Genomic DNA, 25,215 nt, shown 5'->3' with positions numbered 1-25,215 from the left:
GATATTTTTAGATTATTTAGTTTAGGGAGTGTAAATACACTCCCTAATACTTATGAAGGGTTATTTAGAGTAAGCTTTATTTTGAAAACTTATCAACATTTTCCTTAGTTACTGGTTGGTATGGAACCCATAGGTACTTACCATCAGTAATTCCTTGTACTGACTTAGATGGATCTTCTCCCTTAGCAAGTGCATAGGATATATCTAGAACTCCCTTACCTTGTCCTGTTGAGTCATTTAATACTGTTCCTAATAATTGACCAGCTTTTAATGCATCTAGTGCTGGAGCAGTAGCATCAACACCTACTACAGGCATGAATTTGTTATCTTTGAAGTATCCAGCAGCCTTAAGAGCTTCTATTGCACCTAGAGCCATGTCATCGTTGTTAGCGAATACAGCTTCTATTTTATCGCCATAAGCAGATAACCATGCAGCAGTCTTCTCTTGACCTTGAGCTCTTTGCCAGTTAGCTGTATCACTAGCTAATTTTTCAACCTTTATTCCAGCATCTTCTACAGCTTTGATGGAATACTTTGTTCTTGATATAGCATCTTGGTGTCCTGGTTCTCCTTCAAGCATTACATATTGAAGTTTTCCATCTTTGTTTTTGTCCATTTCAGGATGTGCCTTCCAGTAATCAGCAATGATTTTTCCTTGCATTGTTCCTGATTCTTCAGCCTTAGCTCCTACATAGTATATCTTATCCCATTTAGCCATATCTTCCTTAACTGGCTCTCTGTTAAAGAATACTACTGGTATATTAGCTTGTTTTGCTTTGTCTATAATAACTGATGCAGCAGTTCTATCAACCATATTAACTGCCATTACATTATATTTTTGAGTAATAAATGTATCTACTTGGTCGTTTTGAGTTGCTTGTTGACCTTGTCCATCAACGGAGTTAACGTTAATTTTTTCTCCAGTAGCTTTTGCTTTATCATCAGCAGTTTGCTTTATTGCTTTATTAACAGTGGATATAAAAGTATCATCAAATTTATAAAGTGCTGTACCAACTTTTATTTCCTTTCCTCCTGAAGAAGCGTTTCCCCCAGCATTGTTTTTGCTAGCGCAACCTGCTAGTACTCCTGTAGTCATGATTGCAGCAGCCACTAAAGCAGCTATTCTTTTCATACTTGTTTCCCCCTTGAATTTTAATTTAGTGAAGAGAATTTGTTGTTCTCCCCTTGCTATATGAAAAGGATATCATAAAAACGTATTCATAATAATATAAAATCCTACTCATTTATATCGAAATTCTACTGTCTTAATTTTTAGAAAAATTATTATATTATATATGAGCATTTTACCTTTTTTCATATATATGTATTTATTTGCTTTTACCTTTAATTTTAAAAGCAAAAAGGAGTACTTCAATTTTTTGAAATACTCCTGTAATAAAATTAACATCAATATTACTTTCTAATTATTTTGTAAATGGAAATATTAATTTTTGATTCTCCTGTAAATACAGGTTATCCTTATCAATAACCTTGGATCCTGTATCTACTTCCTTTGGAATCTTCTTGCCATCTATAGAATCTACGGCATACTTAACACCAAAATACCCTATGCTAAAGGGATTTTGTACTATTGTCTTTTGTATTACACCGCTTTCAAGAAGATTTATTTCATCAGGAGCATTGTCAAAGGCCACTACCTTTATCTTTCCTCCAAGTTTCATACTATCAATGGCTTTTGAAACGCCTAAGGATGCAGCTTCATTTAAGGCCACAATAGCATTTAGATTTTCATGAGTCTGTATAAGCTCCTTTGCAAGTTTTTCTGCAGTGTCAGCATCTGAATTACAGTACTTCTTAGCAACTATCTTCATGTCTGGATATCTTGAAAGTACCTTATTTAAACCTTCTTCCCTTTGCTTTGCATTTTTAGCACCTTCCACAAAACTCATGATAGCCACATTACTATTTACACCTGCAACATTTACAAGCGCTTCCCCAGCTTTTTCTCCAGCTTTTACATTATCAGTGCCTATAAAACTCTTAATATATTTAGAGTCAACTTCTGTATCTATGGCAATGACGGGGATTTTCTTAGTATGTGCAGTATCTGTAATTTTCCCTAATCCTTCATAATCACTAGCTGCCAATATTATTGCATCAACATTATTTTCTATGGCACCATTTACAAGCTTTATCTGATCATCAATATCAGTTTCATTATCCGCTGCAATAAAGCTTACATTGGCATTAAACTCCTTTGCAGCAGCATCTGCTCCCTGTCTAACAGTATTCCAATAGTTTCCTTCCTTCATTTTCACAATGATGGTAATATTTCTTTTATTATCATTACTTGTTATATCATTGCTTTTTGAACACCCATTAAATGCTGTTACAATAATTAAAATTATACTAAATATAAACAATATTTTTTTCTTTATCATATATAATCCTAGCCTTCCTAATCAATAAGAGGAATTGTTATGGTAACAGTAGTTCCTTCCTCCAATTCACTTTCAATAGCAAGTCCGTATTCCTTGCCATAAGAGAGTTGAATTCTTTCATGCACATTTTTAACTCCAACACCAGAACCACCAGTATTTTTAGATTTAAAAGACAATATATTTTCAAGTACTTCTTGTTTCATTCCAAGTCCATTGTCACTTATCTCATATATTAATTTATCCTCAGTGGTTCTTACATTTATTTTAATAAGCCCTTCATCCACCATATATTCTATACCGTGATAAATGGAATTTTCTATAATTGGCTGTAAAATAAGCTTTAAAGTCTTACGAGTAAGTGCTTCTTTATCTGCATTTATTTCAAAACTAAATTTATTCTTATATCTAATCTTTTGGATTATCATATAATTCCTTGCATGCTCAAGTTCCTGCTCCACAGAAATAATATCTTTACCCTTACTTATACTGATTCTAAATAGTCTTGCTAAAGCAGTTACCATGGTGATAACATCCTGGCTCTTGCCATTTTCCGCCATCCACACTATTGAATCTAAGGTATTATATAAAAAATGCGGATTTATCTGAGCCTGCAGCGCATTTAAGTCACTCTTTCTCTTAGCTTCCTGCTCCACAAGTATTTGATCCATTAGTTCTCTAATTCTTGATACCATAATGTTAAAGGTTCTAGATAGCTCTACTACTTCATCTTCTCCTCTTACATCTATATTAATATCAAAATTACCTTCTTCCACAAGTTTCATTGACTTTTCCAGCTCTTTTATCGGCTGTGAAATCTTTGCTGATATAACACTAAAAATAGCTATTATAAAGATAATACCTGTAATTACTATAAACCATACATAGTTATAAATATCCCTTTTGGCAGCAACTAATTCATCCATATAGGATATTCCAACTATCTTCCAACCAGTATAATTTACAGTTTTTACTGTAACCAGCCTTCTATCTCCACCAAATTCCTGCATAAAGGTACCATAGCTATGCTTTAATATATCGTCATTGTTCTCATATTTTAAACCCATATAAATTAACTGCTGCTGTGGATGGTATACAATATTTCCTTCTGAATCAACAATATAAATATATCCCCTTCTACCAAGACTTACTCTTCTGCAAAGCTGTTCTATGGCTTTGAAATTAAGATCTACTAATAGTACTCCCCTTACCCCTTTACCATTTCTATAAAAAGTTATACACCTGCTTAATGATACCACCCAATCATGTTTATCTTCAAAAAGATTTTGTACATGGGGAGGTATAAAGAATAGACTTCCTGGCAAGCTAAGGGCTGAATGAAACCATTCCTGCCTCTCTATAACTACATTGGACTTTAGTTTTGAGTTTGGTGATCCCATTAAAAGCTCCCCATCTTCAGAAAAAACCGCCAAAGTAACTATATCTTGCTTTGTATCAGGTATAACGTTCATCTGTCCTTCTAGTTTATCATTAGGAAGAGATGGGTATTTATTAATAGTACTATTAAGCAAATTTGAAGTTTGAACCATACTAGTTAAATAATCATCCAAGTTCAAATTAACTTGCTCTATAATTTGTCTAGTACTCAAAGAAGCATCCTCTTCCGCAGCTTTATTAAATCTATTATAGAGAGTAGTTCCAACAATAAGAATTGCAAAAACTGTTATAACTGTGAAGGATACTGTTATTATAAATTGTATACTTCTTAATCTAAAAGACTTTAGCAACCTGTTTACAGGTGCTGCTATATATTTTTTTAATATTTCCTTCACTATATCAGCTCCTTAAGTTATTATACTTTATGACTATTTCTATATTCAGAAGGAGATATTCCAAAGTTCTTTTTAAAGCTGTAACTAAAATAGTTAGGCTCAGAATACCCTACCTTTTCAGCAATTTCAAAGGTTTTTTTATCAGTAGTACGAAGCAATTCTTTGGCAGCTTCCATACGAATCTTTGTCAAATAATTTATAAAGGTAGTTTTAGTTTCCCTTTTAAATATAAGACTAAAATAAGTTGGACTTATATGAAGATGCTCGCAGATTTTGTTTATTGTTATCTCACTATCATTGTAGTTCTCTTTAGCATAATCCTTTGCCTGCCTTACAATAAGCTTTACTGTATCCTGTCTATCTTTTGTAATATAGTTAGACAATTTTAACGCTATGTCTTTAACCCAACTTTTAACTTCATTGATATCATTGAATTTATATAATTCAACAAAGAAATTATAATTATTTCCAAAGATATCATCCATATCTACATTAGAGTTTTTTGCAATCTTTGTAATGGTGGTCAATATCTCAAGTAGATATATCTGATAGTCCTTGATAGATGCTTTTATTTCAATTACCTCTTTAAATAAATTATCTATAGTTTCACCTATTTCTGCTTCAGTACCAACCTTTATGCTGCTCATAAGTGCTCTTTCCTTTAATTCATCAAAGGTGATTTTCTCTACAGCTTGTGGTTCTATATCTGCTATCCAAATGGTTCTATTATTTCCAAGGACAATTCTATAATCTAAAGCAGAAAGAGCTGCTTTATAGGAACTGCTTAATTCATTAACTTCAGTACAGAAGGTACCTATTCCTATAGTTACAGTACTCTTAAGGTATTTTTCCGCGCTTGTCCTTATCTCTTCAAGTGTATTAACTGTGTTCACTGCAAACTGCTCTGCTGAATCTTGTTTTGAAACCGCAATAATAACTATTTTATCATCCTGTAAGAATACTATTCCCAGTTCATTCTTAGCTGCTATTTCACTACATAGGTTTAAAGCCGAAACTTTAATAAGTTCCATTTCATTAGGCACGCCGCTGCCCTCATTTAATCCCTTATGTTCTCCGTCCTCTGCACTTAGGTTATAATCTAAGCTTACAACAGAAACCATAAAACCGTTTCCATTCAAATCTAAATTATAACTTTGAGCCTTTTCCATAATCTCGCTGCGGTGAAGCTTATTTGTTATAAGTGTAGTCATAAATTTTTCCCTAAGAATAGGCAAACTTTTTACATAGTATTCTTTAAGTGTATTTATATCTTCTTTTCTTGCTTTTTCTTCATCTATCAAGAGTTTCACCCTTGATAATATCTCAACTAATTCATTAGCAGATACTGGTTTAAGTACATATTCAACTACATTAAGCTTTACGGCCTTTTGAGCATATTCAAACTCATCAAAGCCTGTTAAAATAATAACCTTAGTAGTTGGAAATCTTCTGCTCAATTCTTCCGAAAGTCTTATGCCATCCATAAATGGCATTTTAATGTCCGTAATTACTACATCAGGGTCCGTTCTTTCAGCTATTTCTAAGGCTTCCCTACCATTTTCAGCTTGCCCTACAATATCAAAGCCGTACTTTTCCCATTCTACTTTTTTTAGAATACCTTCTCTTACTTCTTGCTCATCATCTACAAGAATTAATTTATACATAAGTCCTCCTGCACCCCTTAAGATATACAACACTTTTCAGTTGATTTATCCTCGTTATATTAAAAATATTGCAAATTTTGAATACTATATATTGTTTAGTGTCTTATGAATAATTATAGCAATGGTGAAAGTTGAAGTCAAAAGGCTAGATACTAATAATATATTTTTTATTATAAAGCATATTAATTTTTAAATCTCTAATATTAGTGTTATAATAACCTTGTAAACGATAACCAATATTCTTTTACTGGTACTAGCAAACATACCCATAAAGAATAGACTATTAGTGAAGGGAGCAATTTATAATGTTACAAAGAATAAAAGTAAATCTTGATGCAGTAGAAGCAATGCTATACTTTTGGCAGGCTGTTAGTGAAAGGGATAATGTTTCTGAAATGTTTATCTATGATGTAGCTGCAATGCCCGGTTTCACTCTAGCTTATGACAGTGAATTTACTGAAGAATCAGTAAGAAGAGCTTTGAGTGCTCTTAAAAATAGAGAAATTTTTTCAAGAGATAACAAAAAAGAAGGCAGATTTTATAATAACAACCTTTGGATGATGGAAGACCTTGAATACACAAATGCAATGGTAACTCCAATAAAAAAATTAAATCTAGAAGATTTAAAGGATGGTCTAAATTCCAAGTATCCAAATTCAAAATACGAAGAATTAGAAGTCATATTCTCTCCACTGCACCTGGATGAATATTTTATAAATGACGGAAAACTTGTAATAAACTTCTTTAGAGTAAAACCAAGTGATTTTGATGACAACACCTTCATTGGAGAGATCGAATTAAAGCAGTACATACTAGAAAAACTTGGCGAAGTTATAGAAAAATAAAATGCATAAAAAAGGTACCTTATTGCTAGGTACCTTTTTTTATGCTATCTTGAATTTCTAACCAATATATCATCAATTAAGCCATACTCTTTTGCTTCTTCAGCTGACATAAAATAATCTCTTTCCATATCTGCTCTAAGCTTTTCTATAGGCTGACCGGTTTTTTCATTATATATCCTAATTAGCTTTTCCTTTGTCTTCATAAGTCTATTAGCTTGTATTTGTATATCTGTAGCCTGACCTTGAAAACCACCAGCTACTGAAGGCTGATGAATAAGTATTTCACTATTAGGTAGAGCATACCTCTTACCTTTAGTACCAGCTGTGAGTAAAAATGATCCCATGCTTGCAGCCATTCCTATACAAATGGTTACAATATCTGGCTTTATATATTGCATAGTATCATAAATTGCAAGCCCTGAACTTATGGACCCTCCTGGGCTGTTTATATAAAAATATATATCCTTATCTGGATCTTCTGACTCTAAAAATAGCAGCTGAGCTACAATTAAACTTGCAGATGCATCATCAACTTGATCACTGAGCATTATAATCCTATCCTTTAAAAGTCTGGAATAAATATCAAAGGCACGCTCACCATGCCCACTTTGCTCTATTACTGTTGGAACATAAGCCATCTTACTTCCTCCTTTAAAATAATTATGCAGCCATCCTCATGCTGACTTCATTATTTCTAGCAGCTTTAATTTTTCTGTTTATAAATTGAGGATTAATAATCTCTTCAACATTTATTCTGCTGAACAGCTTTTCTTCAATTTTGTTTTTCCTATATTCTCTGGGTGATACTCCAAACTGCTTTTTAAACGCCCTAGTAAACGCTTCTTGAGAGCTAAACTGATATTTTAATGCCACATCAATTACTTTAACCTTATGTTGTACAAGCTCTTCTGCGGCTCTAGTTAGTCTTCTTTTTCTAATATAATCCATTACAGTTTCTCCAACTACAGCGTGAAAAGTTCTATGAAAATGAAACTGAGACAAATAAGCCGTTTCTGCAATATCCTCCAGCTTTATATCTTCGCATAAGTTTTCTTCAATATAATCAATTGATCCTTGAATTCTTTTTATTTGGTCTATATTAAACATGTTAATAGTACACCTCCCGGGATTATTTTAATTATATACTATCCTATGCAGTAAATCCTGACTTTTTTTGCTGATTTATAAGTTTTATTTTTCAAATATAAAAGGGTAATTCTTAACGAACCACCCTTTTATGCCCTGCGAAAAAATTAATTAAGTATTTCTATACTAGTGTTATTTTCAAAGGAATAAAGTCTTCCATTAATCTTTAAATTAATAGAACAAGGCTTTTGTACTTTTACCTCAGTTTTATCTTTATTTACCTTCACTGCTATAACAAAGCCTTTATACTTAAAACTAAACTTTAGTTCAGACCAGTGCTTTGGAAGCTTTGGATTTAAAGAAATATGGTCTTCCTTTATTCTTAGTCCCGCAAAGCCATATACTATAGACATCCAAGTTCCACCCATGTTAGCCATATGCACTCCATCTTTTGTGTTCCCATGGGTGTCTTCTAAGTCTAAAAGTGCAGTCTCCATAAAATAATCATATGCTTTATCAATGTACCCTATTTTAGAAGCCATTATGCTGTATACTGCACAGGATAATGATGAATCATGAGTTGTAAGTTTCTCATAATAATCATAAGAATTTTTAATAGTCTCTAAGCTTGCTTCATCTTCTAAAAGAAAATGTGCAAGAACTGTATCTGCTTGTTTTAAAACCTGATATCTGTATATTGTAAGAGGATGATAATGTAAAAGTAGTGGATAATTTTCCTTTGGAGTATTTTCAAAATCCCATATAGCCTTACTTAAGAAGCTGTCATCCTGAGCATTTATTTTTAACTCTTCATCATATGGAAGATACATTTTATCTGAAGCCTTTTCAAAAGTCTCTACCTCTTCTTTTGTTAAAGCTATTTTTTCACAAAGCTCATTTAACAGTTCTTCATCCTTCAAAAGAAGCTCATTATAAAGCCTAACTGCCCACTTTAAATTATGCTTAGCCATTACATTTGTGTAATAGTTGTTGTTTATTATTGCAGTATACTCATCAGGGCCTGTAACGTCATCAATTTTAAAGAACCCTTCATGGTAGTGTCCTATTTCAAGCCAGATTCTTGCAGTTTCAAAAATGACCTCTACACCAAATTCTTTTATAAAATCAAAATCTCCGGTAGCAAGGTAATACTGAACATAGGAATATGCAATGTCTGCATTTATATGATATTGAGCAGTTCCAGCAGGAAAATATGATGAGCACTCTCCACCAACTATGGTCCTCCATGGATAGGCTGCACCTTTTTTATGCCCCATTTCCCTTGCTCTAAGCCTTGCAGAATCTAAAATCGTATATCGGTACTTAAGTAAATTTTTTGCAAGCTTAGGGCAGCATAAGGTAAAAAACGGTAGTATATATATTTCCGTATCCCAAAAGTAATGCCCTTCATAGCCTTCACCACTTAAACCCTTGGCTGATATATTGCTTATTGTATCTTTCCCTACCGACTGCAATAATTCATAAAGGTTATACCTTAATCCCTGCTGCAGCTTATCTTCTCCACCTATTGAAATATTTGCAATACTCCAGAATTCCTTTAAAAAATCACTTTGCAGCTTTTTGAGCTCTTCAAAAGTCATTTTACTCAGCTCTCTAACTATTTTAAAGCCATCCTTTAGTGGATTTTTATAACGCCTTGAGTCAGTATACACATTATACTTAGTAAAATTTATGATAGCTTTCCCCGGCGCAGTTTTAATAATAGCTTTTATAGAGGTATCAGTCTTTTCAAAGGAAATGTCATTGGCCACATTCAAGCTATGCTTTGTAGTAACTGTCACAAGATTTTTAGAATTATGAGTTTCTGAAGCTATCTGCATAATTTCATCTTCTAGCTCTACTGACTTAACAGATAATATATGCGAATGTCCAGCAGCAACTCTCGGATCATTATCATCAGTAAAATTAGTTACATCCCCATTTATAGATGAAATAATTGTAATATCCTCATCAAAATTCACTTTTTCAATTTCATAGTTGATTGCAAATAGTTCCAAATATTTAAGAGAAGCTATTCTTGATATCTTTAATTTAAGCTCTTTTCCTAAAGGAGACACCCAATAAATTTCTCTTACATAGCATCCCTCTTTCATGTCTAAGTATCTCTGAAAGCTCTTTACCGTACCCTCAAATAAAGAAAAGCCTTCTCCATTAACAATAATGTTGATATCCTGTGCATCAATAATATTTACAATCTTCTGCATTGCTTCAGGAAAAGCATAGGCCTTTTCTCCATAAGGTATTGAAACTTCTTCATATAAAGCGTTTATATAGCTTCCCCTCACTGTTGGATAATCATCAGGATACTTTTCTTCAAAGTTTCCCCTAATTCCAATATAGCCATTGGAAATATTAAAAATGCTCTCATTCTTTAAAAGTTCTTTTATATCTAAACTATTATCACTTATCATCCATCCGTTGCTCATAATGCATACTCACTTTCTGACTAAATCTTTATAATAAACATCACCACATACTACTTAAGTGCTCCAGCCATAACACCTTTAATAATGTATCTCTGTGAGAATAAGTAGAAAATAATTATTGGTATAATTGTTAGAACAAGTCCTGCCATTGCAAGGTTCCACTGTATTGTAAATTCTCCAAAGAAATAGAATGTAGATAATGGAATTGTTCTAAGCTCTGGACTTCTTAGTACTAAAGAAGGAAGGAGATAGTCATTCCAAATCCATATAACATTTAATATTGCAACTGTTACTGTAATAGGCTTAAGGGTTGGAAATACTATTCTCCAGAAAACCTGAAACTTATTACAACCATCAATTTCTGCTGCTTCTTCTAAAGAACGTGGAACACTTTTTATAAATCCATGGTATAGAAAAACTGACAGACTCATACCAAACCCAATGTACATAAATATAAGTCCATAGAAGGTATCCATCATGGAAAAGTGGATAGCTTTGATTTCCCATTTGCTCATGTATTGCATTAGTGGAATCATAACAGCCTGAAAAGGAACAAGCATAGTTGCTACAAATAAATACAGTATAGAATTAGCATGTTTTGACTTACTTCGTACTAAAGCCCATGCAGTCATAGAAGAAAAAACTATTATTAATGTAGTACTTAATACTGTTACAATTAAGGAATTAGCAAAGGCTTTTAAAAACTTCATTTTTTCAATAGCACCTATATAGTAGGAAAAGTCTAAGGACTTAGGAAGTCCCATTGTGTCTGTAAATATCTGTGCTCTTCCTTTAAAAGAGTTTACTATCATTATATACATAGGGAACAAAGTGAAGATTGCTGCAATGCACCCTAAAAATGTCAATATTATATTAGATTTAGATTTAGGTTTCATTACATTTCCACCTCTCTCTTTTTTGTAGTTCTCACTTGAACAATTGTTATAACCATAATAATCAAGAAAAATATAATAGCTTTAGCTTGAGCTTGAGCATATTTATTGTAACCAAAAGCTGTTTGGAAAATATTCATAGTTATAAGTTCCGTACTTCCGAAAGGACCTCCATTTGTAAGTGACAAGTTAGTATCGTATTGCTTAAAAGAATTTGACAATGTAACAAATAAGTTTATAGTAAATGCTGGGGTTATTAAAGGTAACGTTATTTTTCTAAATTTAGTCCAGGCATTTGCCCCATCTATATCTGCTGCTTCCATAACTTCATCAGAGATGCTTTCAATGGAAGCAATATATATAACCATAACATAACCAGCCATCTGCCATACCCCCACTATAACAAGAGCCCAAAAGGCAGCTGTTGGATGATCAAGCCAGTTGAAAAATAGCTTTGAGGAATGTGTTAGCTCACCAAGCTGCTCAAAAAATTTAGTAAATATAAACTTCCATATAAAACCTAAAATAAGTCCTCCAATTAAGTTAGGCAAAAAATATACCCCTCTGAATAAATTTTTCCCCTTTACCTTTGAGGTAACTAGTAGAGCTAGAGCAAGTCCTACTACATTAACAAGTATTATCATAACAAAGGTATATTTTGTAGTAAGCCAAAAGGAAGATGTAAATTTCTCATCTCCAAATGCTGCTGCATAATTTTTTAAGCCTACAAAGGAAGATCCTTTAAATGCAAAGCCATTCCAATTTGTAAATGAATATACTACTCCAATGATAAATGGAATAATAACTACATTTATAAATATGAAAAGCGATGGAATAACAAATAATGCAGTGGTTATTTTACCTTTTATTTTTCTATCCATTGTGCCACCCTCCATTCCTGTGATAATTATTTTTCTTATATTAAAAGCCTCTTATCGAGGCTTTTAATATATAGTATCCACTATTTGCGCTTCGCAATATTTTCTAATAGTTCTATGATATTCTAACGAAGTTCTTATAGTAGAACAGATTTACTTTAATATTTTCAAGTGTTTTTATATTATTTTTTTGCTGCGTTAACCCATACTTTTTGAATTTCATCAAGTAGTTGATCGCTTGTTAATTGACCTGCATAGAATTTTTCCATTGCACTTGCACAGTCCTTATCAACACCTGCTGGGAATAAGTTGAATGTCCAAGGAACTGTCTTGCCTTCTTGTGAGTACTTGGAAACTTCTTTTGCAAGAGTATTTAAGTTTTTAGTGTCAAAGCCATTATAAGCTGGTATTAGCTTAAACTTATCAGTAACATATGTCTGTCCTGCTTTGTCAGTAAATAGCCAATCAAGGAATGCTATAGCTCCCTTTTGTTGAGCTTCTGAAGCATATTTATTAACTCTAAAGAAATTTGAATTTCCTACTGCGATTGAAGTATTTCCACCAGTAGGCATTCCTATCATTCCATATTCAAAGCTAACCTTGTAATCATCAATTATGGATTGTGCCCAGTTACCTTGGTGAATAAAGGCATATTTTCCTTGTGCAAAACCTGCAACCTGATCATCATAAGTATCCTTAGCAAGATTTGTGTATGGTTTTATTTTCGCTAAATCTTCTGCATACTGTTTAACTTCTTTTATATCCTTTAGATCTGTTTGTCCGCTTATAACCTTAGGAATAACTTCTTTATAATTGCTCATTGTTGCAAATGGCCAATTGAATGGGTGCATAAATTGGAAGTATGTTTCTTTTGCAAATGCTATTGGAGCCTTCACACCATCAACCTTAGCTATTTTCTGACACGCTGCAGCTAAGTCATCCATTGATTTTATGCTGGATGGGTCTACTCCTGCCTTGTTTAGTATTGCTTTGTTATAGATTAGACCAAAGCCCTCTACAGCCATTGGAAGTCCATATAGCTTACCATCTTTCATTGCATCATCTGCTTGACCTTTTGCTATGTTCTTTGCAGCTTTTGCAGAATCTAATGGCAGCATGTAGTTAAAAAACTTATCAAATCCACTTCCGCTTTCACAAGTAAAAATTGTTGGTGCCTTTTCTGGGCTTGATGCAAACTGTGATTGAAGTGTTGTTACTAGATTGTCACCTGCTGACCCTAGAATTTTAACCTCTACATCATTTTGAGTTTTATTAAAATCTTTTGCTGCATCTTCCAACTGCTGTTGAATTTCAACCTTGTTTTGAATTACTGTAACTACAGCTTTTTCCTTTTTGTCGCTACTTGTTTGCGTACTTCCACTTTTTGATGAACAACCCGCCATGGTTGTTAAGGTAAGTACAATTGCACATACAAGACCTATTGACTTTTTCATTAATATTTCCCCCTATCTTTTTATCTATAACGATTACATTGGATCGTTACTAATCTTATATCACCCAAACCAATTCTCTATTAAGTTCCTCTATATGCTTAAGCACTTTTTCTGGAAAACTTAAAGATTCTATTGACATTATAATCGGAATAATTGTACAATTTTTACACAATATTAATAAAAGTTATACTTTCTTAATATAGTTTAAAGCGAGGTATTATGCGGTGGAAAACATTTACACGAAACTTGAGCAAACTATGGCTAAAAACAGGTACATGTCTTATATTCATCCATCTTATGAACTTGAGAGAATGTTAGTACAAGCCATACAGACCATGGATATCAATACAAGTATTGATATTTTAAAGCAAATAAATGCTCTAGAACGCGCAAGTTTATCAAAAAAGCCTCTTAATTCTCTAAAATATTCACTAATAGGCTCCTGCACTATTTTTGCACGTGCTGTGATAGACGCAGGCCTTGATGCTGAAACAGCATTCATACTCAGTGACTACTATATTAATTTTATAGATGAAGCCACTAGTATAAAAGCTGCAGAAAAATTAGAATACGATATGCTCAACGATTTTATTAAGGTTCTTAAAAGGCATAAGGAATATTACTATAATCCGTTAATCAACAGAGTTATTCAATATATAAGAACAAATATAGAAAAAAAACTGTCTTTACAGGAAATTTCAAGTTATGTAAATGTACATCCAAATTACCTTTCTTCAGCTTTTAAAAAAGAAGTAGGTAAAAACTTAATAGAATATATAAATGAGCTTAAAATTTCAGCAATAAAAGGTTATATGGATTATACAAATCTGAGTATTAGTGAGGTAAGCTATACTTTTAATTTTAATCACATTACTTATTTCTCAAGATTTTTTAAAAAGCATACCGGTCTCACACCTAAAGAGTATAGAAATCAAAGCCTAGCTAGCAAAGCCTCTGGTGGAGGTATATAAAATTAATTCGGACTAAAGTATGTACTGCTACATAAAAAACAGGCACCTAGGTGCCTGTTTTCTTATTATAGTTCTTTACTTGCTATTTCTCTTACTATTCTGCCTATGAATGAATCTAGTGGCATTGAACCTTCATCATCATTCTTGCGGCTTCTTACAGATACAGCATTTTCAGCTGCTTCCTTTTCACCTACTATAAGCATATAAGGAATTCTTTCCATACGAGCTTCTCTTATCTTGTAACCTATCTTTTCAGCTCTATAATCAGGTTCTACTCTAACTCCTACTGCCTTAAGGTCACTTACTACCTTATCAACATAGTCGTGATACTTTTCTGATATTGGAAGTACCTTAACTTGTACTGGAGCAAGCCAAGTTGGGAATGCTCCTGCATACTTTTCTATAAGCAATGCTAGAGTTCTTTCATAGCAGCCTATAGAAGTTCTGTGGATAACATATGGACGTTTCTTTTCTCCATCCTTATCCACATAAGTCATATTAAATCTCTCTGGAAGAGCAAAGTCTATTTGAACAGTTATAATTGTATCTTCTTTTCCGTGAACATTCCTACATTGAATGTCTAGCTTTGGTCCATAAAAGGCTGCTTCATCATCTGCTTCAGTATAGTTAATTTGAAGATGGTCTAATATATTCTTCATCTTAATTTGAGTGTCTTCCCAAGCTTCTGGATTATCAATGTATTTTTCCTTATTTTTTGGATCCCACTTGGAGAATCTATAAGTTACATCATCTTGAAGACCTAAAGTCTTAAGCATATAGTTAACTAAGTCTACTACACCTCTAAATTCATCTTCTAGCTGATCTGGTCTAACAACAAGATGTCCTTCTGATATAGTAAATTGTCTAACACGGATAAGTCCGTGCATTTCTCCTGAGGATTCGTTTCTAAATAGTGTTGAAGTTTCACCATATCTAAGTGGTAAATCTCTATAACTTCTTTGTCTTGAATTATATATTTGGAATTGGAAAGGACAAGTCATTGGTCTAAGTGCCATTACTTCTTCATCCTTTTCTTCATCCCCTAATATAAACATTCCGTCTTTGTAGTGATCCCAGTGTCCTGAAATTTTGTATAAGTCACTCTTAGCCATTAGTGGAGTTTTAGTTAAAAGATAGCCTCTCTTTTCTTCTTCATCTTCAACAAATCTTTGAAGCAGTTGAACTATTTTTGCTCCCTTAGGCATTAGTAGTGGTAATCCTGAACCTATGCATTCAGCTGTCATAAATAGTTCAAGCTCTCTGCCTAACTTGTTATGATCACGCTTTTTAGCCTCTTCAACTCTTGCTAGGTATTCATCCAAATCTGCTTTCTTAGTATATGCAGTTCCGTAAATACGGCTAAGCATCTTATTCTTTTCGCTTCCTCTCCAGTAAGCTCCGGCTACTTGAGTAAGCTTGAAGGCCTTAACTGGCTTAGTTGACATAAGATGTGGTCCTGCACAAAGGTCTACAAATTCACCCATCTTATAGAAGGATATTACTGCATCCTCTGGAAGATCATTTATAAGCTCTACCTTATAAGGCTCACCTTTTTCTTCCATAAACTTTATTGCTTCTTCTCTTGGAAGTTCAAATCTTTCTATAACTAAATCTTCCTTAACTATTTTCTTCATTTCAGCTTCTATCTTTTCTAAATCTTCTGCTGAGAAGGAACCCTCTTTATCAAAATCATAATAGAAGCCTTCTTCAATAGCTGGCCCTATAGCAAGCTTTACCTCTGGGAAAAGTCTCTTAACTGCTTGAGCTAATATATGAGTAGTAGTATGTCTAAAGGCCCATTTTCCTTCTGCATCATCAAATGTTAATATACTTACATCGCTATCCTCATTTACTTCATATCTTAAATCCACAGTTTTGCCATTAACGCTTCCTGCACAAGCTACTCTTGCTAAGCCTTCACTTAAGTCCTTTGCAATTTCTATTATAGAAATTCCAGCTTCGTATTCTTTTACTGAGCCATCTTTTAATCTTATTTTTATCATAATTCTTCTCCTTTCACTCGAAGCACTGGGTAAACTAAGCTTGCCGATTCCCATCGGCAGTTTACCCGTAAAAGTCCATTTAGGACTTTTACCTCCTTTCAAAACTTTATTTATACAATTTTAAATACTAAAAGCAAAAACTCCCGTCTCTTTTCCTAATAGAAAAGGGACGAGAGTACTAATTCCCGTGGTTCCACCCCAATTGCTTATATTTTACTATAAGCCACTTGAAAAAATTATAACGGAATTACCGGACTCTATTAAAGTCACTCTGAGGTGGTCTTCAACTGTTTCCATTTAAGAATACTTTCAGCTAATGTATTCTCTCTCTGAAAATGTTTTTTACAGTCTACTCTTCTCATCATAGTATTTGAAATATTTTGATTAAACTTATTATAGCATTTTTATTTTTAGTGTCAACAATATTTTTACTGTAACAAAAAATATTATTTCCCATTTCTTATAGTTTATTTATGAAGTCCTGAAATTTATCTAAAACTCCTAATTTATCAAATTTATTTGTGAAGTGCTGCTTTAGATCTTCACTAAGCTTTGAGCCTTCTACAAAACTCTCTCTTCTTTGAAAATAGTCTCTTAATAATTCTTTCTCTTCTTCATCTAAATAGTAGCTGTAATTTTCATTTACATTTTGAAGACTCTCAAGAGTTATAGGCTGCTCCTTATTATCTTCAGTCACTACAACAGTTGAAGCTAATAAGTCCCCAACTCTTTTGTGCTGTTTATTGAAAAACATTACTACTACCCCTACCCCGTAATAATCTATAAATAGTCTAAACAAATTTCTAATTGCTGAATGCTTAAAGGTTACTGGTTGACCATTTTTCCTTATTGTTCTCAGCTTAAGCGCCTTTTTTCCAATGGTTTTTCCATTCATGGTAAGCTCTGAAAAAATAAAATAGCAATAGCCTATTATAATCGCAACAATTAGTGAAATTCCTACTATCCATCCATAATATTCTTCCCAAAAACCAGGAGCAAAATGTTTTAAAAGCAGTACAGCTATAAGAAGTACTAACAGGACTCCTAATTGAATAAACGAATCAATTAGGGCAGCGGCAGTTCTTGATCCTAGATCTGCCAAGGTATATTCAACTTCTATATTTTCTGGCGTTGTAATCTTTATTTTTTGCACATTCTCATTCCCTTCATTGGATATTTATGTTATTTTTATATATACACATTCAGCTAGAATCTGTTAAAATAGTAAAAGAGGTGAAAATATTGAAAGAAGATCATTTTATTAAAATAAATTCTAACAAATGGAAAGAGCTTGAGGATTACTCTAACAAGGTCAATAAAAAAGGTGTCAAAGCTCTTCCTTCATCAGATATTAAAAAATTCCTTGAGCTTTTTAGACAGTGCAGCCATAATTTAGCCTATGCTAGAACCCATTATCCCGAAAGTAATACAGTAATTTATTTAAACTCTATTGTTGGAAAATGCCACAGTCATATCTACGCTGTTGATAAAACCTCATTTAAAGATATACTAAGTTACATATGCTATGGATTTCCTAAAAAACTTAAAGAAGAACGCTTATATATTATAATATCCTTCTTGTTTTTTCTAGCCGGTGCGCTGATAAGCCTGGGCCTTGTAATATACAATACCGATAATTCACTGATTTTTCTTCCACAAAACATGGTTGAAGGAGTGAAATCAGGACAAGCCGGCAGTGGAGGACAATGGAATTATCCACTTGTATCTAGCCAAATAATGGTGAATAATATTACAGTATCCTTAAAGGCTTTTGCTCTTGGAATAACCCTTGGGCTTGGAACTATTTATGTATTATTTTTTAATGGTGCTACCCTTGGCTCACTGACTGCTCTTATTTATATGTATGGTAGCCCCAAAAATTATTGGTCACTTATTCTTCCTCATGGAGTGTTTGAGCTTACAGCCATATTTATATCTGGAGCTGCAGGGTTAATGATAGCAAAGAGCCTTATTATTCCTGGGGAATATTCCAGAAAGCATGCATTAATTTTCGGAGCAAAACGAGCTGTGTCATTAATTGCTGGGGTTGTAATCATGCTTGTTATTGCAGGAATAATTGAGGGCTTCTTTACACCACTTGATATATCTGCTAATATAAAGCTCTTGTTTGCGGCAATAACTGCAATTATTTTGATAGTATACTTTTCAATACCTTATTTCATTAAAAAATAATCTTTTGAAGTTTGCCTTGCACGAGGTAAACTTCTTTTAAAAATAAGATTTGTTCTTTACCTGAATGTATTTATTTATAGCAGTATACTCTAACTTTTCTGCTTCACATTCAATACATAGTACTCCTCTTTTATTCAATATGCTTATTATTTTTCTTCTTTCCTCAAGAAGTTCAATTGAAACTCCTTTTCTAAATAAGTCCTCAGTATTTTTCACATTAAGTTCACTTATATTCTCAAGTTTTTCATTTCTAATAAGTATCAAAACTACAAGATTATTCTTAGATATCATTGGCAAAACCTTTAATATATCTTCAGCTTCTTCTAAAGTATCAAAATCAGTAAATAAAAACACTATGCTTCTATGCCTTTCTTTCTTCTTGAAGTAATAAAAGGCATCTTCGTAATTTGAAGTTTGCTTATTAGACTCAATATGATAAAGTGCTTCCAGTAGCTTATTTCTATGTCCAGCACCCTTACCAGGCATTATCATATTGTTTACCTCTGTATTAAATAATAATAATGCAGATTTATCCCCATTTTGATTTACTATATCAGATAGCACTAAAGCTGTATTTACTGCTAAATCAAGCTTTCTATGACCTCTCACTGTATATCCCATTGGCCTTCCTGTATCAATCATAATATGTACGTGTTGATTTTTTTCTGGCTCGTATTGATTGATTATTGGTTTATTACCTCTGGCAGTAGCTGGCCAATTTATCTTTCTGTATTCATCTCCTGGGACGTACTCTCTTAAGCTCTCAAAGGATGTGCCCCTTCCAAGCATTTTAATACTTCTTTGGCCTTGTTTAAATTGCCTGTTATTACAGATACTCAATCTATATTTTCGCAAATTTTTTAGATTTGGGTATACCTTATATTCCCTAGGCAATTTAAGCATAAATTGCTTTGTACATAAACCAAGTCTTCCCTTAAACTTCACATGTATGGCCTGAAAGCTGTAAGCTCCCCTTTTTGTTGGAATCACATAATACTGAAGCTTTTGCTTTTCGTGGGGCGGAATAAGAACTTTCATTAACTTACTGTCACATTTAAAATGAAAATCTGGAATTTCATCAATGAGTTCCATATTGAGCTTATAATCACTCTTGTTATAGACACTTATAAGTATAGGCTCTTTTTCATAAATAGAGAGACTTTTAGTCCCAAGGCGCTCTATATCAATAAGCTCCTCCTTAGGAGATATTAAATAATCAATTATAAGTGTAGAAGCACATATTAAGTTATATAGAATAAAAAAAGTTAATGAAGTATTTAAGAACAAGCTAAGTAGAAGTACTAATATACCTGCTGCTAATAAATATATAAACCTTTTGGTAATACCCAATATTATCACCCTGCTCTCTATCTAGGCACTTTAACTTTGGAAAGTATCTCATTAATTGCTTGTTCAGGTTTTACCCCTTCTAATTCTAGTTCCGGCTTAAGTACTATACGGTGTCTCAGAGTTGGAATTGCCATACTTTTAATATCCTCAGGTATTACATATTCTCTGCCATTATATGCTGCTGAGGCTTTAGAACATTGAAGCAGTGCAATAGAACCTCTTGGTGAACTTCCAATATCAATTACAGGACTATTTCTTGTCTCTGCTACAATGTTTACTATATACTGCATAAGTTCATCATCAATTTTAACCTTTTGAACCTGCTGTCTGCAGCTTAGAATGTCCTCAGCTGTGCAAACAACATTTATATTACTGCTGTCTAAATCCATACTGGAAAAGCCTTCATTATGACGTTTTAGTACTTCTTTTTCAGCAGCCAGTGAGGGATAATCTATCATAATTTTCATAAGGAATCTATCTACCAGTGCCTCTGGAAGCGGATATGTACCTTCATACTCTAATGGGTTTTGTGTAGCAAACACCATATATGGAGTAGGTAGCTGAAGCATATCACCATCAATAGACACTGTACCTTCCGCCATGGATTCAAGAAGTCCTGCTTGGGTTTTAGGCGGAGTACGGTTAATTTCATCAGCTAATAAAAAATTAGTAAATATAGGTCCTTTTTTTAATTCAAATTCTCTAGTCTGCATATTAAATACTTTAGTACCAGTTACATCCGCTGGCATAAGATCAGGTGTAAATTGAATTCTTTTAAAATCTAAAGAAAGAGTTTTAGCAAGAGCTCTTACCATTAAGGTCTTAGCAAGTCCTGGTACTCCTTCCAGCAGTACGTGACCACCTGAAATTAAACTTATAATGCAATGTTCTATAAGCTCATCCTGTTCCACAATTACCTTTTTTAGCTCTGCATTTATTTTTTCTACCAATTCTTTTACTGAGTCTTTTTCAACGCTTTCCAATATGAATCTCTCCTTTTCTTTACGATACCAGTTAACTGGTCAATAGTAGCTATATTTTGAATGTACTCTTTTGCTTTAATTTTTGTCTTAGGATTTTTATATACTTTATTCATAAAGTTGTATACTTTTCTTGCTTTATTTATATATTGAATATTTTCCTTTTCAAAGCAATTAATAAAATCTTCATGACTGCAATTAAGTTTTCTTAGCAGTTCTCTATAATAACTTTCAACTATTAAATCATAACATTTTGCTTGTTTATATAAGGATGCTGCAGAATACATATATTCGTTTTCGATTCTTTCCTCTTCTTCATAAAGAGGAACAACCTTTCCGAATCTTTTTCCCTTATAGAATAGAACTGCTGCTAGTATTAATAAAAGCTGATACATTATTACCTTAACTTCTCTAGGCACAAAGTCCCATAGAGATTTTTTATTTGCATCTGCTGCATACATATGAGCTTCATTAAAATATATCTTCTTAAATACATGTCCGTCTATTTCTTTTAGAAGCTCATAAGCGCCACCTTTATTCTTTAGCAGCTCTCTATTAGAAATAAATATGGCATCTGAGCCAATAACTAAACCTTGTCCATAATGATATAGAGTTATATTTTCACTTCCCTTATCAACCTTTCCATACTCAAGTAAGTGTAGATTTCCTGTAGTAAGATGAACTAATATTCCTCCATTATATACCCAGGATTTTACGTTCTCATCATTTATATTAAAGTTTCCTGTGTCAGCTACTATATGAATAGAATCTGTATCAAAATTGTCAATGGATTTTAAGGTTCTCTCCACTGGATAATTAAACTCTTTCAAGGTCTCAAAGAACACACTTGAACCTTTGTTAGATTTATTAATTATTGAGTAAGAGGGCAGCTTGTCATCAGATAAAGTTGATAAATAAAAACTTCCTAAAAGAAAGAGTGGAATGATAATTATGAATGCTATAAGTTCTTTACTTGCTTTTTTCTTCATAATTTATCACCTCATCCCATATTATGCTTATATTTGAACCCCAGCTATTGTAGTCTTCAATTGCGGAGTTTTTATGTCCATACCAAGAGGCATTAAACATATTGATTAACGCTTGAAATTCTAACAGCTTTGAAAAATTATTCTTTTTAAGATAATTATAAATTTCTTTATTTGTTTTAGTTTCGTCCAAATAAATCATGCTTTTTTCATGCATTAATAACAGCAATGCTATAAAATCATATCTTATTGCACCTCTAATATCTCCACTTCTTAGGCTGTCTGCTCCTTTTGACCTTAAGCTGTTTGGGGTAGTCTTTTCATCTATTTTTTCTCCAAGGATTTCTCTAACCTTTGCCTTTCTTTCAAAGGCTCTGGTAACCCTAACAATTACTAAAATTAATATTGTCATAAAAAGCAATATGCCAACAATCAAAAAAATAGTAGATAGCTTTTCTGGTACAGAGGAAGAAGGAGAAAGCTTAAAGTAAGCCTTTTTAAACATTTCCACAATCCAATTACTTATAGCCTCTCTAATTCTATCTATATAATCTGCTAGTCCATTCTTTAGGTGCTTATATTCAGTTCTATTAAGAATACTATTAACTTTATTTTCAAACTCTACATTAGTAGGAAGAATTATACTAAACACCCTCACTTAACTGCTCCCTTTCTTGATTATGCTGTATTTCCATAAGTTTTAGTTGTAAATCATAACCTTCTTTTTCAAATCTTTGATTAAAGTATAATGTACTCATCATTATTGTTCCTATAGGAGTAATAATCAGTGTGTATAATACGCTAAGCGGCCATCTAAGCATTGTAAATATAGTTGACACATAGGTTATAAAATCCTGATTTATATTCAAGAACTTTTCTAAAAAGTAAAAAATAGTTGTTAATAGTGCAAGGCAGCTATCAATAGATGATTTGAAAGCAAATATAGTTAAATTGAATAATATTATGCACCAGAATATACGCCAAAAGTTGTGTCTTACTAAAGTGAAGCTCTTTTTTATAGAGCCAATAATTCCCGACTTCTCCACAGCTACTGCTTGAACTACAAAGCAGAACCAGGTGAAAAATGCTGCTATGCAGAATACTATTAGTAGAGCTAATAATACTGTTAGAATTATTAGTATTATTTCTTTTGCTCCATATATATCAAATAATAGCATGGAGTCTTCAATTGCTTTGTACATGAAATATATAATAGCCCCAAAAATACCTGCTACAGGTAAAAACATTAAAATAATTAGAAATGAAACACAAAATAACTTTGGAATACTCTTTAGTGAAATTTTAATAGCATCATGCGCAGCTACCTGCTCCTTTAAAAAATCCTGACCTGATATCCTTGCAATTCCTGCTTTAGAGGATAAAACGAAACTTGAAAGCAAAATTCCTATTATAGTAAACACTATAATATAAGCAACTATCATTGAAGTTGAAGTATCTTTAGGCACAAGTACCATAGAAATACCTCCTACTATCATTAAAACAATAACAATTCCTAAACCAATAAGACCATATCCTAAAGAAAAAAGCACTATACTTTTTATATTTTTCTTTAGCACATCAATTGACCTGTCCATTACCTCATTAACATTCATTACTGCCATATGAAATCTCCTTCATGTATAATGTAAAAAAATGACTAATTATATTTTACCTGAATTGCCAAAAAATAAAAAGTCCCAAGAAACAAAATGTTTTATGGGACTTAAAATTATTCTGTATATTCTTTCATTCTTAATGCTAAACTTACTAATTCTCCTACAGACTGTTTTGCTTGTTTAGTTTCATCTAAATAGCTTTCAATAGTACTGCAGGCCTCCTCTGAGTTAGCTACAGTTTCTTCTGATATGGCTGATAAATTCATAATTGAATCATTAATTCTCTTATTAGATTCCTTCACACCGTTAATCTTATCATTTACAAAATCAACCTTACTTTTCAGTTCATTTACAGTGTTATATAAATTTTTAAGATTATCTTCAGTTTCTCTTACAAGCAAATCTTCTTCTTTATTAATTTCTGATAGATTAGTAATAGAATCTCCAACCTTCGATACCTCTGTTTGAAGTTCAGTTACAATATCGGCAATTTTACCTGAAGACTCCTTAGTTTGTTCAGCCAGTTTTCTTACCTCTTCAGCAACAACAGAAAATCCCTTACCAGCTTCTCCAGCTCTTGCAGCTTCAATTGCTGCATTTAACGCAAGCAGATTAGTCTGCTCTGCTATACTTGTAATAATATATACTATGCTTTGAACATTCTCTGTCTTTTTTATTAAGCTATCAGCTATAATATAAACGTCATCATTCTGTCCTTTTACAGCTTCAGCCTTTTCAGCTAGAGTTTTTACTGTAGACATGCTGCTTGTTAATATTTCCTTACTTTTTTCTGCCGAATTTTTCATTTCCTCTGATATTACTGATGTATTATTTATGTCTTCCTGAATTATATTCGAGTTATTAGTTTGTTCTTCAATATTTTCAGAAGTACTTGCACAGCCTGATGTAATTTCTTCAATAGCACCAAAAATTGTCCTTGAGGAACTTTCGATATTATCAATATTATTATTTAAAACTTCTGTATTTTTATTTAATAATATTATTGCAGAATTAATTTCATTTAAAACCTTTTCCTGTTCTGAATGTGCTTTTATTGTGTTCTGCTTTTCTTCTTCAGCTTGTTTTCTAATTGCTTGAGAAAATCTAGTTATGCTAATAAGAAATCCATAGGATAAAATTATAATCACAACCTGCATTAAAACACTTGAGGTATCTTTAAAATTACTTTTATTCAAAATCATCCAAATTACATTAAGTAAAAAGGATCCCGATACTTGTATAAGTAAAAACTTAGTTTCCAAATAGCAGGAGGCTATTATTAACATTGGAATTATTAACATTGGAGCAACTTCTACTTTGGAAGAGAATAGTACAATAGCATATGCTGCAGCAAAAAGTGTTGCTGATATATGGCTTGTAAATTTACTCTCTCTATTTTTATAATGAAAGATATCTGCTCCTATTGATGTTACAACCATGATAGTTAAAGCCACCACACCAGCTTTAAAATTTATTGTCCCCTCTCTTAACATCATTGCAATTCCCAATGAATACACCACAGCTAAGAAGGTGCAAGCTATTACGTATATCTGGTTAGTTCTTTCTTTAACACTTTTTTCCCTCATTAGTATCTCCCCCTAAAAAATGAACGTACAGTATAATTATATACAATATTCGGATTTTAGCAACATTTTTT

The 25,215-nt window shown here is 32.6% G+C and carries 21 protein-coding genes and 1 other annotated feature; of the genes, 3 read left to right on the top strand and 18 right to left on the bottom strand.

All coding sequences use genetic code 11. The features are described from left to right. Nucleotides 1-76: 76 nt before the first annotated feature. From bsdE14_RS13065 to bsdE14_RS13050, 4 genes are all read right to left on the bottom strand, one after another. Nucleotides 77-1,132 (bottom strand): galactose ABC transporter substrate-binding protein, encoded by a 1,056-nt coding sequence (locus bsdE14_RS13065; protein WP_264850395.1) that lies wholly within the window; start codon nucleotides 1,130-1,132, stop codon nucleotides 77-79. A gap of 292 nt (nucleotides 1,133-1,424) precedes the next feature. Next, nucleotides 1,425-2,402, bottom strand: a complete 978-nt coding sequence (locus bsdE14_RS13060; RefSeq protein WP_264850394.1) for a substrate-binding domain-containing protein — start codon at nucleotides 2,400-2,402, stop codon at nucleotides 1,425-1,427. A 17-nt stretch (nucleotides 2,403-2,419) separates the two neighbouring features. Continuing rightward, nucleotides 2,420-4,192: a cache domain-containing sensor histidine kinase gene (locus bsdE14_RS13055; protein WP_264850393.1), complete on the bottom strand. Its 1,773-nt coding sequence runs from the start codon at nucleotides 4,190-4,192 to the stop codon at nucleotides 2,420-2,422. A gap of 20 nt (nucleotides 4,193-4,212) precedes the next feature. Further along, nucleotides 4,213-5,856 (bottom strand): response regulator, encoded by a 1,644-nt coding sequence (locus bsdE14_RS13050; protein WP_264850392.1) that lies wholly within the window; start codon nucleotides 5,854-5,856, stop codon nucleotides 4,213-4,215. A 305-nt stretch (nucleotides 5,857-6,161) separates the two neighbouring features. Between bsdE14_RS13050 and bsdE14_RS13045 the strand changes: the two genes are divergently transcribed. Then, nucleotides 6,162-6,701 carry a TDE2712 family protein gene (locus bsdE14_RS13045; protein ID WP_264850391.1) on the top strand — a complete coding sequence of 180 codons (540 nt, stop codon included), beginning with the start codon at nucleotides 6,162-6,164 and terminating at the stop codon, nucleotides 6,699-6,701. Between the two features lie 44 nt (nucleotides 6,702-6,745). Here the strand turns inward: bsdE14_RS13045 and clpP are convergent, their stop codons facing one another. The 6 genes from clpP to bsdE14_RS13015 all read right to left on the bottom strand — a co-directional run bounded on the left by clpP (nucleotide 6,746) and on the right by bsdE14_RS13015 (nucleotide 13,459). Next, complete coding sequence (gene clpP, locus bsdE14_RS13040; RefSeq protein WP_264850390.1) at nucleotides 6,746-7,339, bottom strand: ATP-dependent Clp endopeptidase proteolytic subunit ClpP; 594 nt, start codon at nucleotides 7,337-7,339, stop codon at nucleotides 6,746-6,748. 22 nt (nucleotides 7,340-7,361) lie between these two features. Continuing rightward, complete coding sequence (locus tag bsdE14_RS13035; protein ID WP_264850389.1) at nucleotides 7,362-7,808, bottom strand: helix-turn-helix transcriptional regulator; 447 nt, start codon at nucleotides 7,806-7,808, stop codon at nucleotides 7,362-7,364. A 146-nt stretch (nucleotides 7,809-7,954) separates the two neighbouring features. Next, complete coding sequence (locus tag bsdE14_RS13030; protein ID WP_264850388.1) at nucleotides 7,955-10,234, bottom strand: glycoside hydrolase family 65 protein; 2,280 nt, start codon at nucleotides 10,232-10,234, stop codon at nucleotides 7,955-7,957. A 50-nt stretch (nucleotides 10,235-10,284) separates the two neighbouring features. Further along, complete coding sequence (locus bsdE14_RS13025) at nucleotides 10,285-11,130, bottom strand: carbohydrate ABC transporter permease (RefSeq protein ID WP_264850386.1); 846 nt, start codon at nucleotides 11,128-11,130, stop codon at nucleotides 10,285-10,287. Beyond that, the gene (locus bsdE14_RS13020) at nucleotides 11,130-12,008 is read right to left on the bottom strand and encodes a carbohydrate ABC transporter permease (RefSeq protein WP_264850385.1); all 879 of its coding nucleotides are present in this window, start codon (nucleotides 12,006-12,008) and stop codon (nucleotides 11,130-11,132) included. Before bsdE14_RS13020 ends, bsdE14_RS13025 begins: the two co-directional genes overlap by 1 nt. Before the next feature lie 179 nt (nucleotides 12,009-12,187). Next, complete coding sequence (locus bsdE14_RS13015) at nucleotides 12,188-13,459, bottom strand: ABC transporter substrate-binding protein (RefSeq protein ID WP_264850384.1); 1,272 nt, start codon at nucleotides 13,457-13,459, stop codon at nucleotides 12,188-12,190. Between the two features lie 224 nt (nucleotides 13,460-13,683). Here bsdE14_RS13015 and bsdE14_RS13010 point away from each other — a divergent pair, with 224 nt between their 5' ends. Further along, a complete protein-coding gene (locus bsdE14_RS13010) occupies nucleotides 13,684-14,430 on the top strand; it encodes a helix-turn-helix domain-containing protein (RefSeq protein ID WP_264850383.1) in 747 nt (248 codons plus the stop codon). Between the two features lie 65 nt (nucleotides 14,431-14,495). On the opposite strand, the gene thrS is transcribed toward bsdE14_RS13010, so the two are convergent. Both thrS and bsdE14_RS13000 read right to left on the bottom strand, forming a co-directional pair. After that, the gene (gene thrS, locus bsdE14_RS13005; RefSeq protein ID WP_264850381.1) at nucleotides 14,496-16,433 is read right to left on the bottom strand and encodes a threonine--tRNA ligase; all 1,938 of its coding nucleotides are present in this window, start codon (nucleotides 16,431-16,433) and stop codon (nucleotides 14,496-14,498) included. 162 nt (nucleotides 16,434-16,595) lie between these two features. Next, nucleotides 16,596-16,807: a binding site (T-box leader), on the bottom strand. Between the two features lie 86 nt (nucleotides 16,808-16,893). Beyond that, nucleotides 16,894-17,586, bottom strand: a complete 693-nt coding sequence (locus bsdE14_RS13000) for an RDD family protein (protein WP_264850380.1) — start codon at nucleotides 17,584-17,586, stop codon at nucleotides 16,894-16,896. 89 nt (nucleotides 17,587-17,675) lie between these two features. Between bsdE14_RS13000 and bsdE14_RS12995 the strand changes: the two genes are divergently transcribed. Next, entirely contained in the window at nucleotides 17,676-18,626 is a 951-nt protein-coding gene (locus bsdE14_RS12995; RefSeq protein ID WP_264850379.1) for a stage II sporulation protein M, read from the top strand. Nucleotides 18,627-18,662: 36 nt separating this feature from the next. Here bsdE14_RS12995 and bsdE14_RS12990 read toward each other — a convergent pair whose 3' ends face one another. The 6 genes from bsdE14_RS12990 to bsdE14_RS12965 form a co-directional block, all read right to left on the bottom strand. Further along, nucleotides 18,663-19,976, bottom strand: a complete 1,314-nt coding sequence (locus bsdE14_RS12990) for a DUF58 domain-containing protein (protein WP_264850378.1) — start codon at nucleotides 19,974-19,976, stop codon at nucleotides 18,663-18,665. A gap of 17 nt (nucleotides 19,977-19,993) precedes the next feature. After that, entirely contained in the window at nucleotides 19,994-20,959 is a 966-nt protein-coding gene (locus tag bsdE14_RS12985; protein ID WP_264850377.1) for an AAA family ATPase, read from the bottom strand. Next, complete coding sequence (locus bsdE14_RS12980; RefSeq protein WP_264850376.1) at nucleotides 20,932-21,945, bottom strand: hypothetical protein; 1,014 nt, start codon at nucleotides 21,943-21,945, stop codon at nucleotides 20,932-20,934. The genes bsdE14_RS12985 and bsdE14_RS12980 overlap by 28 nt, the downstream gene beginning before the upstream one ends. Further along, complete coding sequence (locus tag bsdE14_RS12975) at nucleotides 21,926-22,600, bottom strand: hypothetical protein (RefSeq protein ID WP_264850375.1); 675 nt, start codon at nucleotides 22,598-22,600, stop codon at nucleotides 21,926-21,928. The genes bsdE14_RS12980 and bsdE14_RS12975 overlap by 20 nt, the downstream gene beginning before the upstream one ends. After that, a complete protein-coding gene (locus bsdE14_RS12970) occupies nucleotides 22,587-23,564 on the bottom strand; it encodes a DUF7847 domain-containing protein (protein WP_264850374.1) in 978 nt (325 codons plus the stop codon). Before bsdE14_RS12970 ends, bsdE14_RS12975 begins: the two co-directional genes overlap by 14 nt. Nucleotides 23,565-23,671: 107 nt before the next feature. Continuing rightward, nucleotides 23,672-25,144 carry a methyl-accepting chemotaxis protein gene (locus bsdE14_RS12965; RefSeq protein ID WP_264850372.1) on the bottom strand — a complete coding sequence of 491 codons (1,473 nt, stop codon included), beginning with the start codon at nucleotides 25,142-25,144 and terminating at the stop codon, nucleotides 23,672-23,674. Nucleotides 25,145-25,215 lie beyond the last annotated feature (71 nt).

Origin of the sequence: Clostridium omnivorum, assembly GCF_026012015.1 — a bacterium.
Taxonomy (GTDB): domain Bacteria; phylum Bacillota; class Clostridia; order Clostridiales; family Clostridiaceae; genus Clostridium_AX; species Clostridium_AX omnivorum.
The sequence above is the reverse complement of the archived record's forward strand: the minus strand, read 5'-3'. Positions and strand labels throughout refer to the sequence as shown.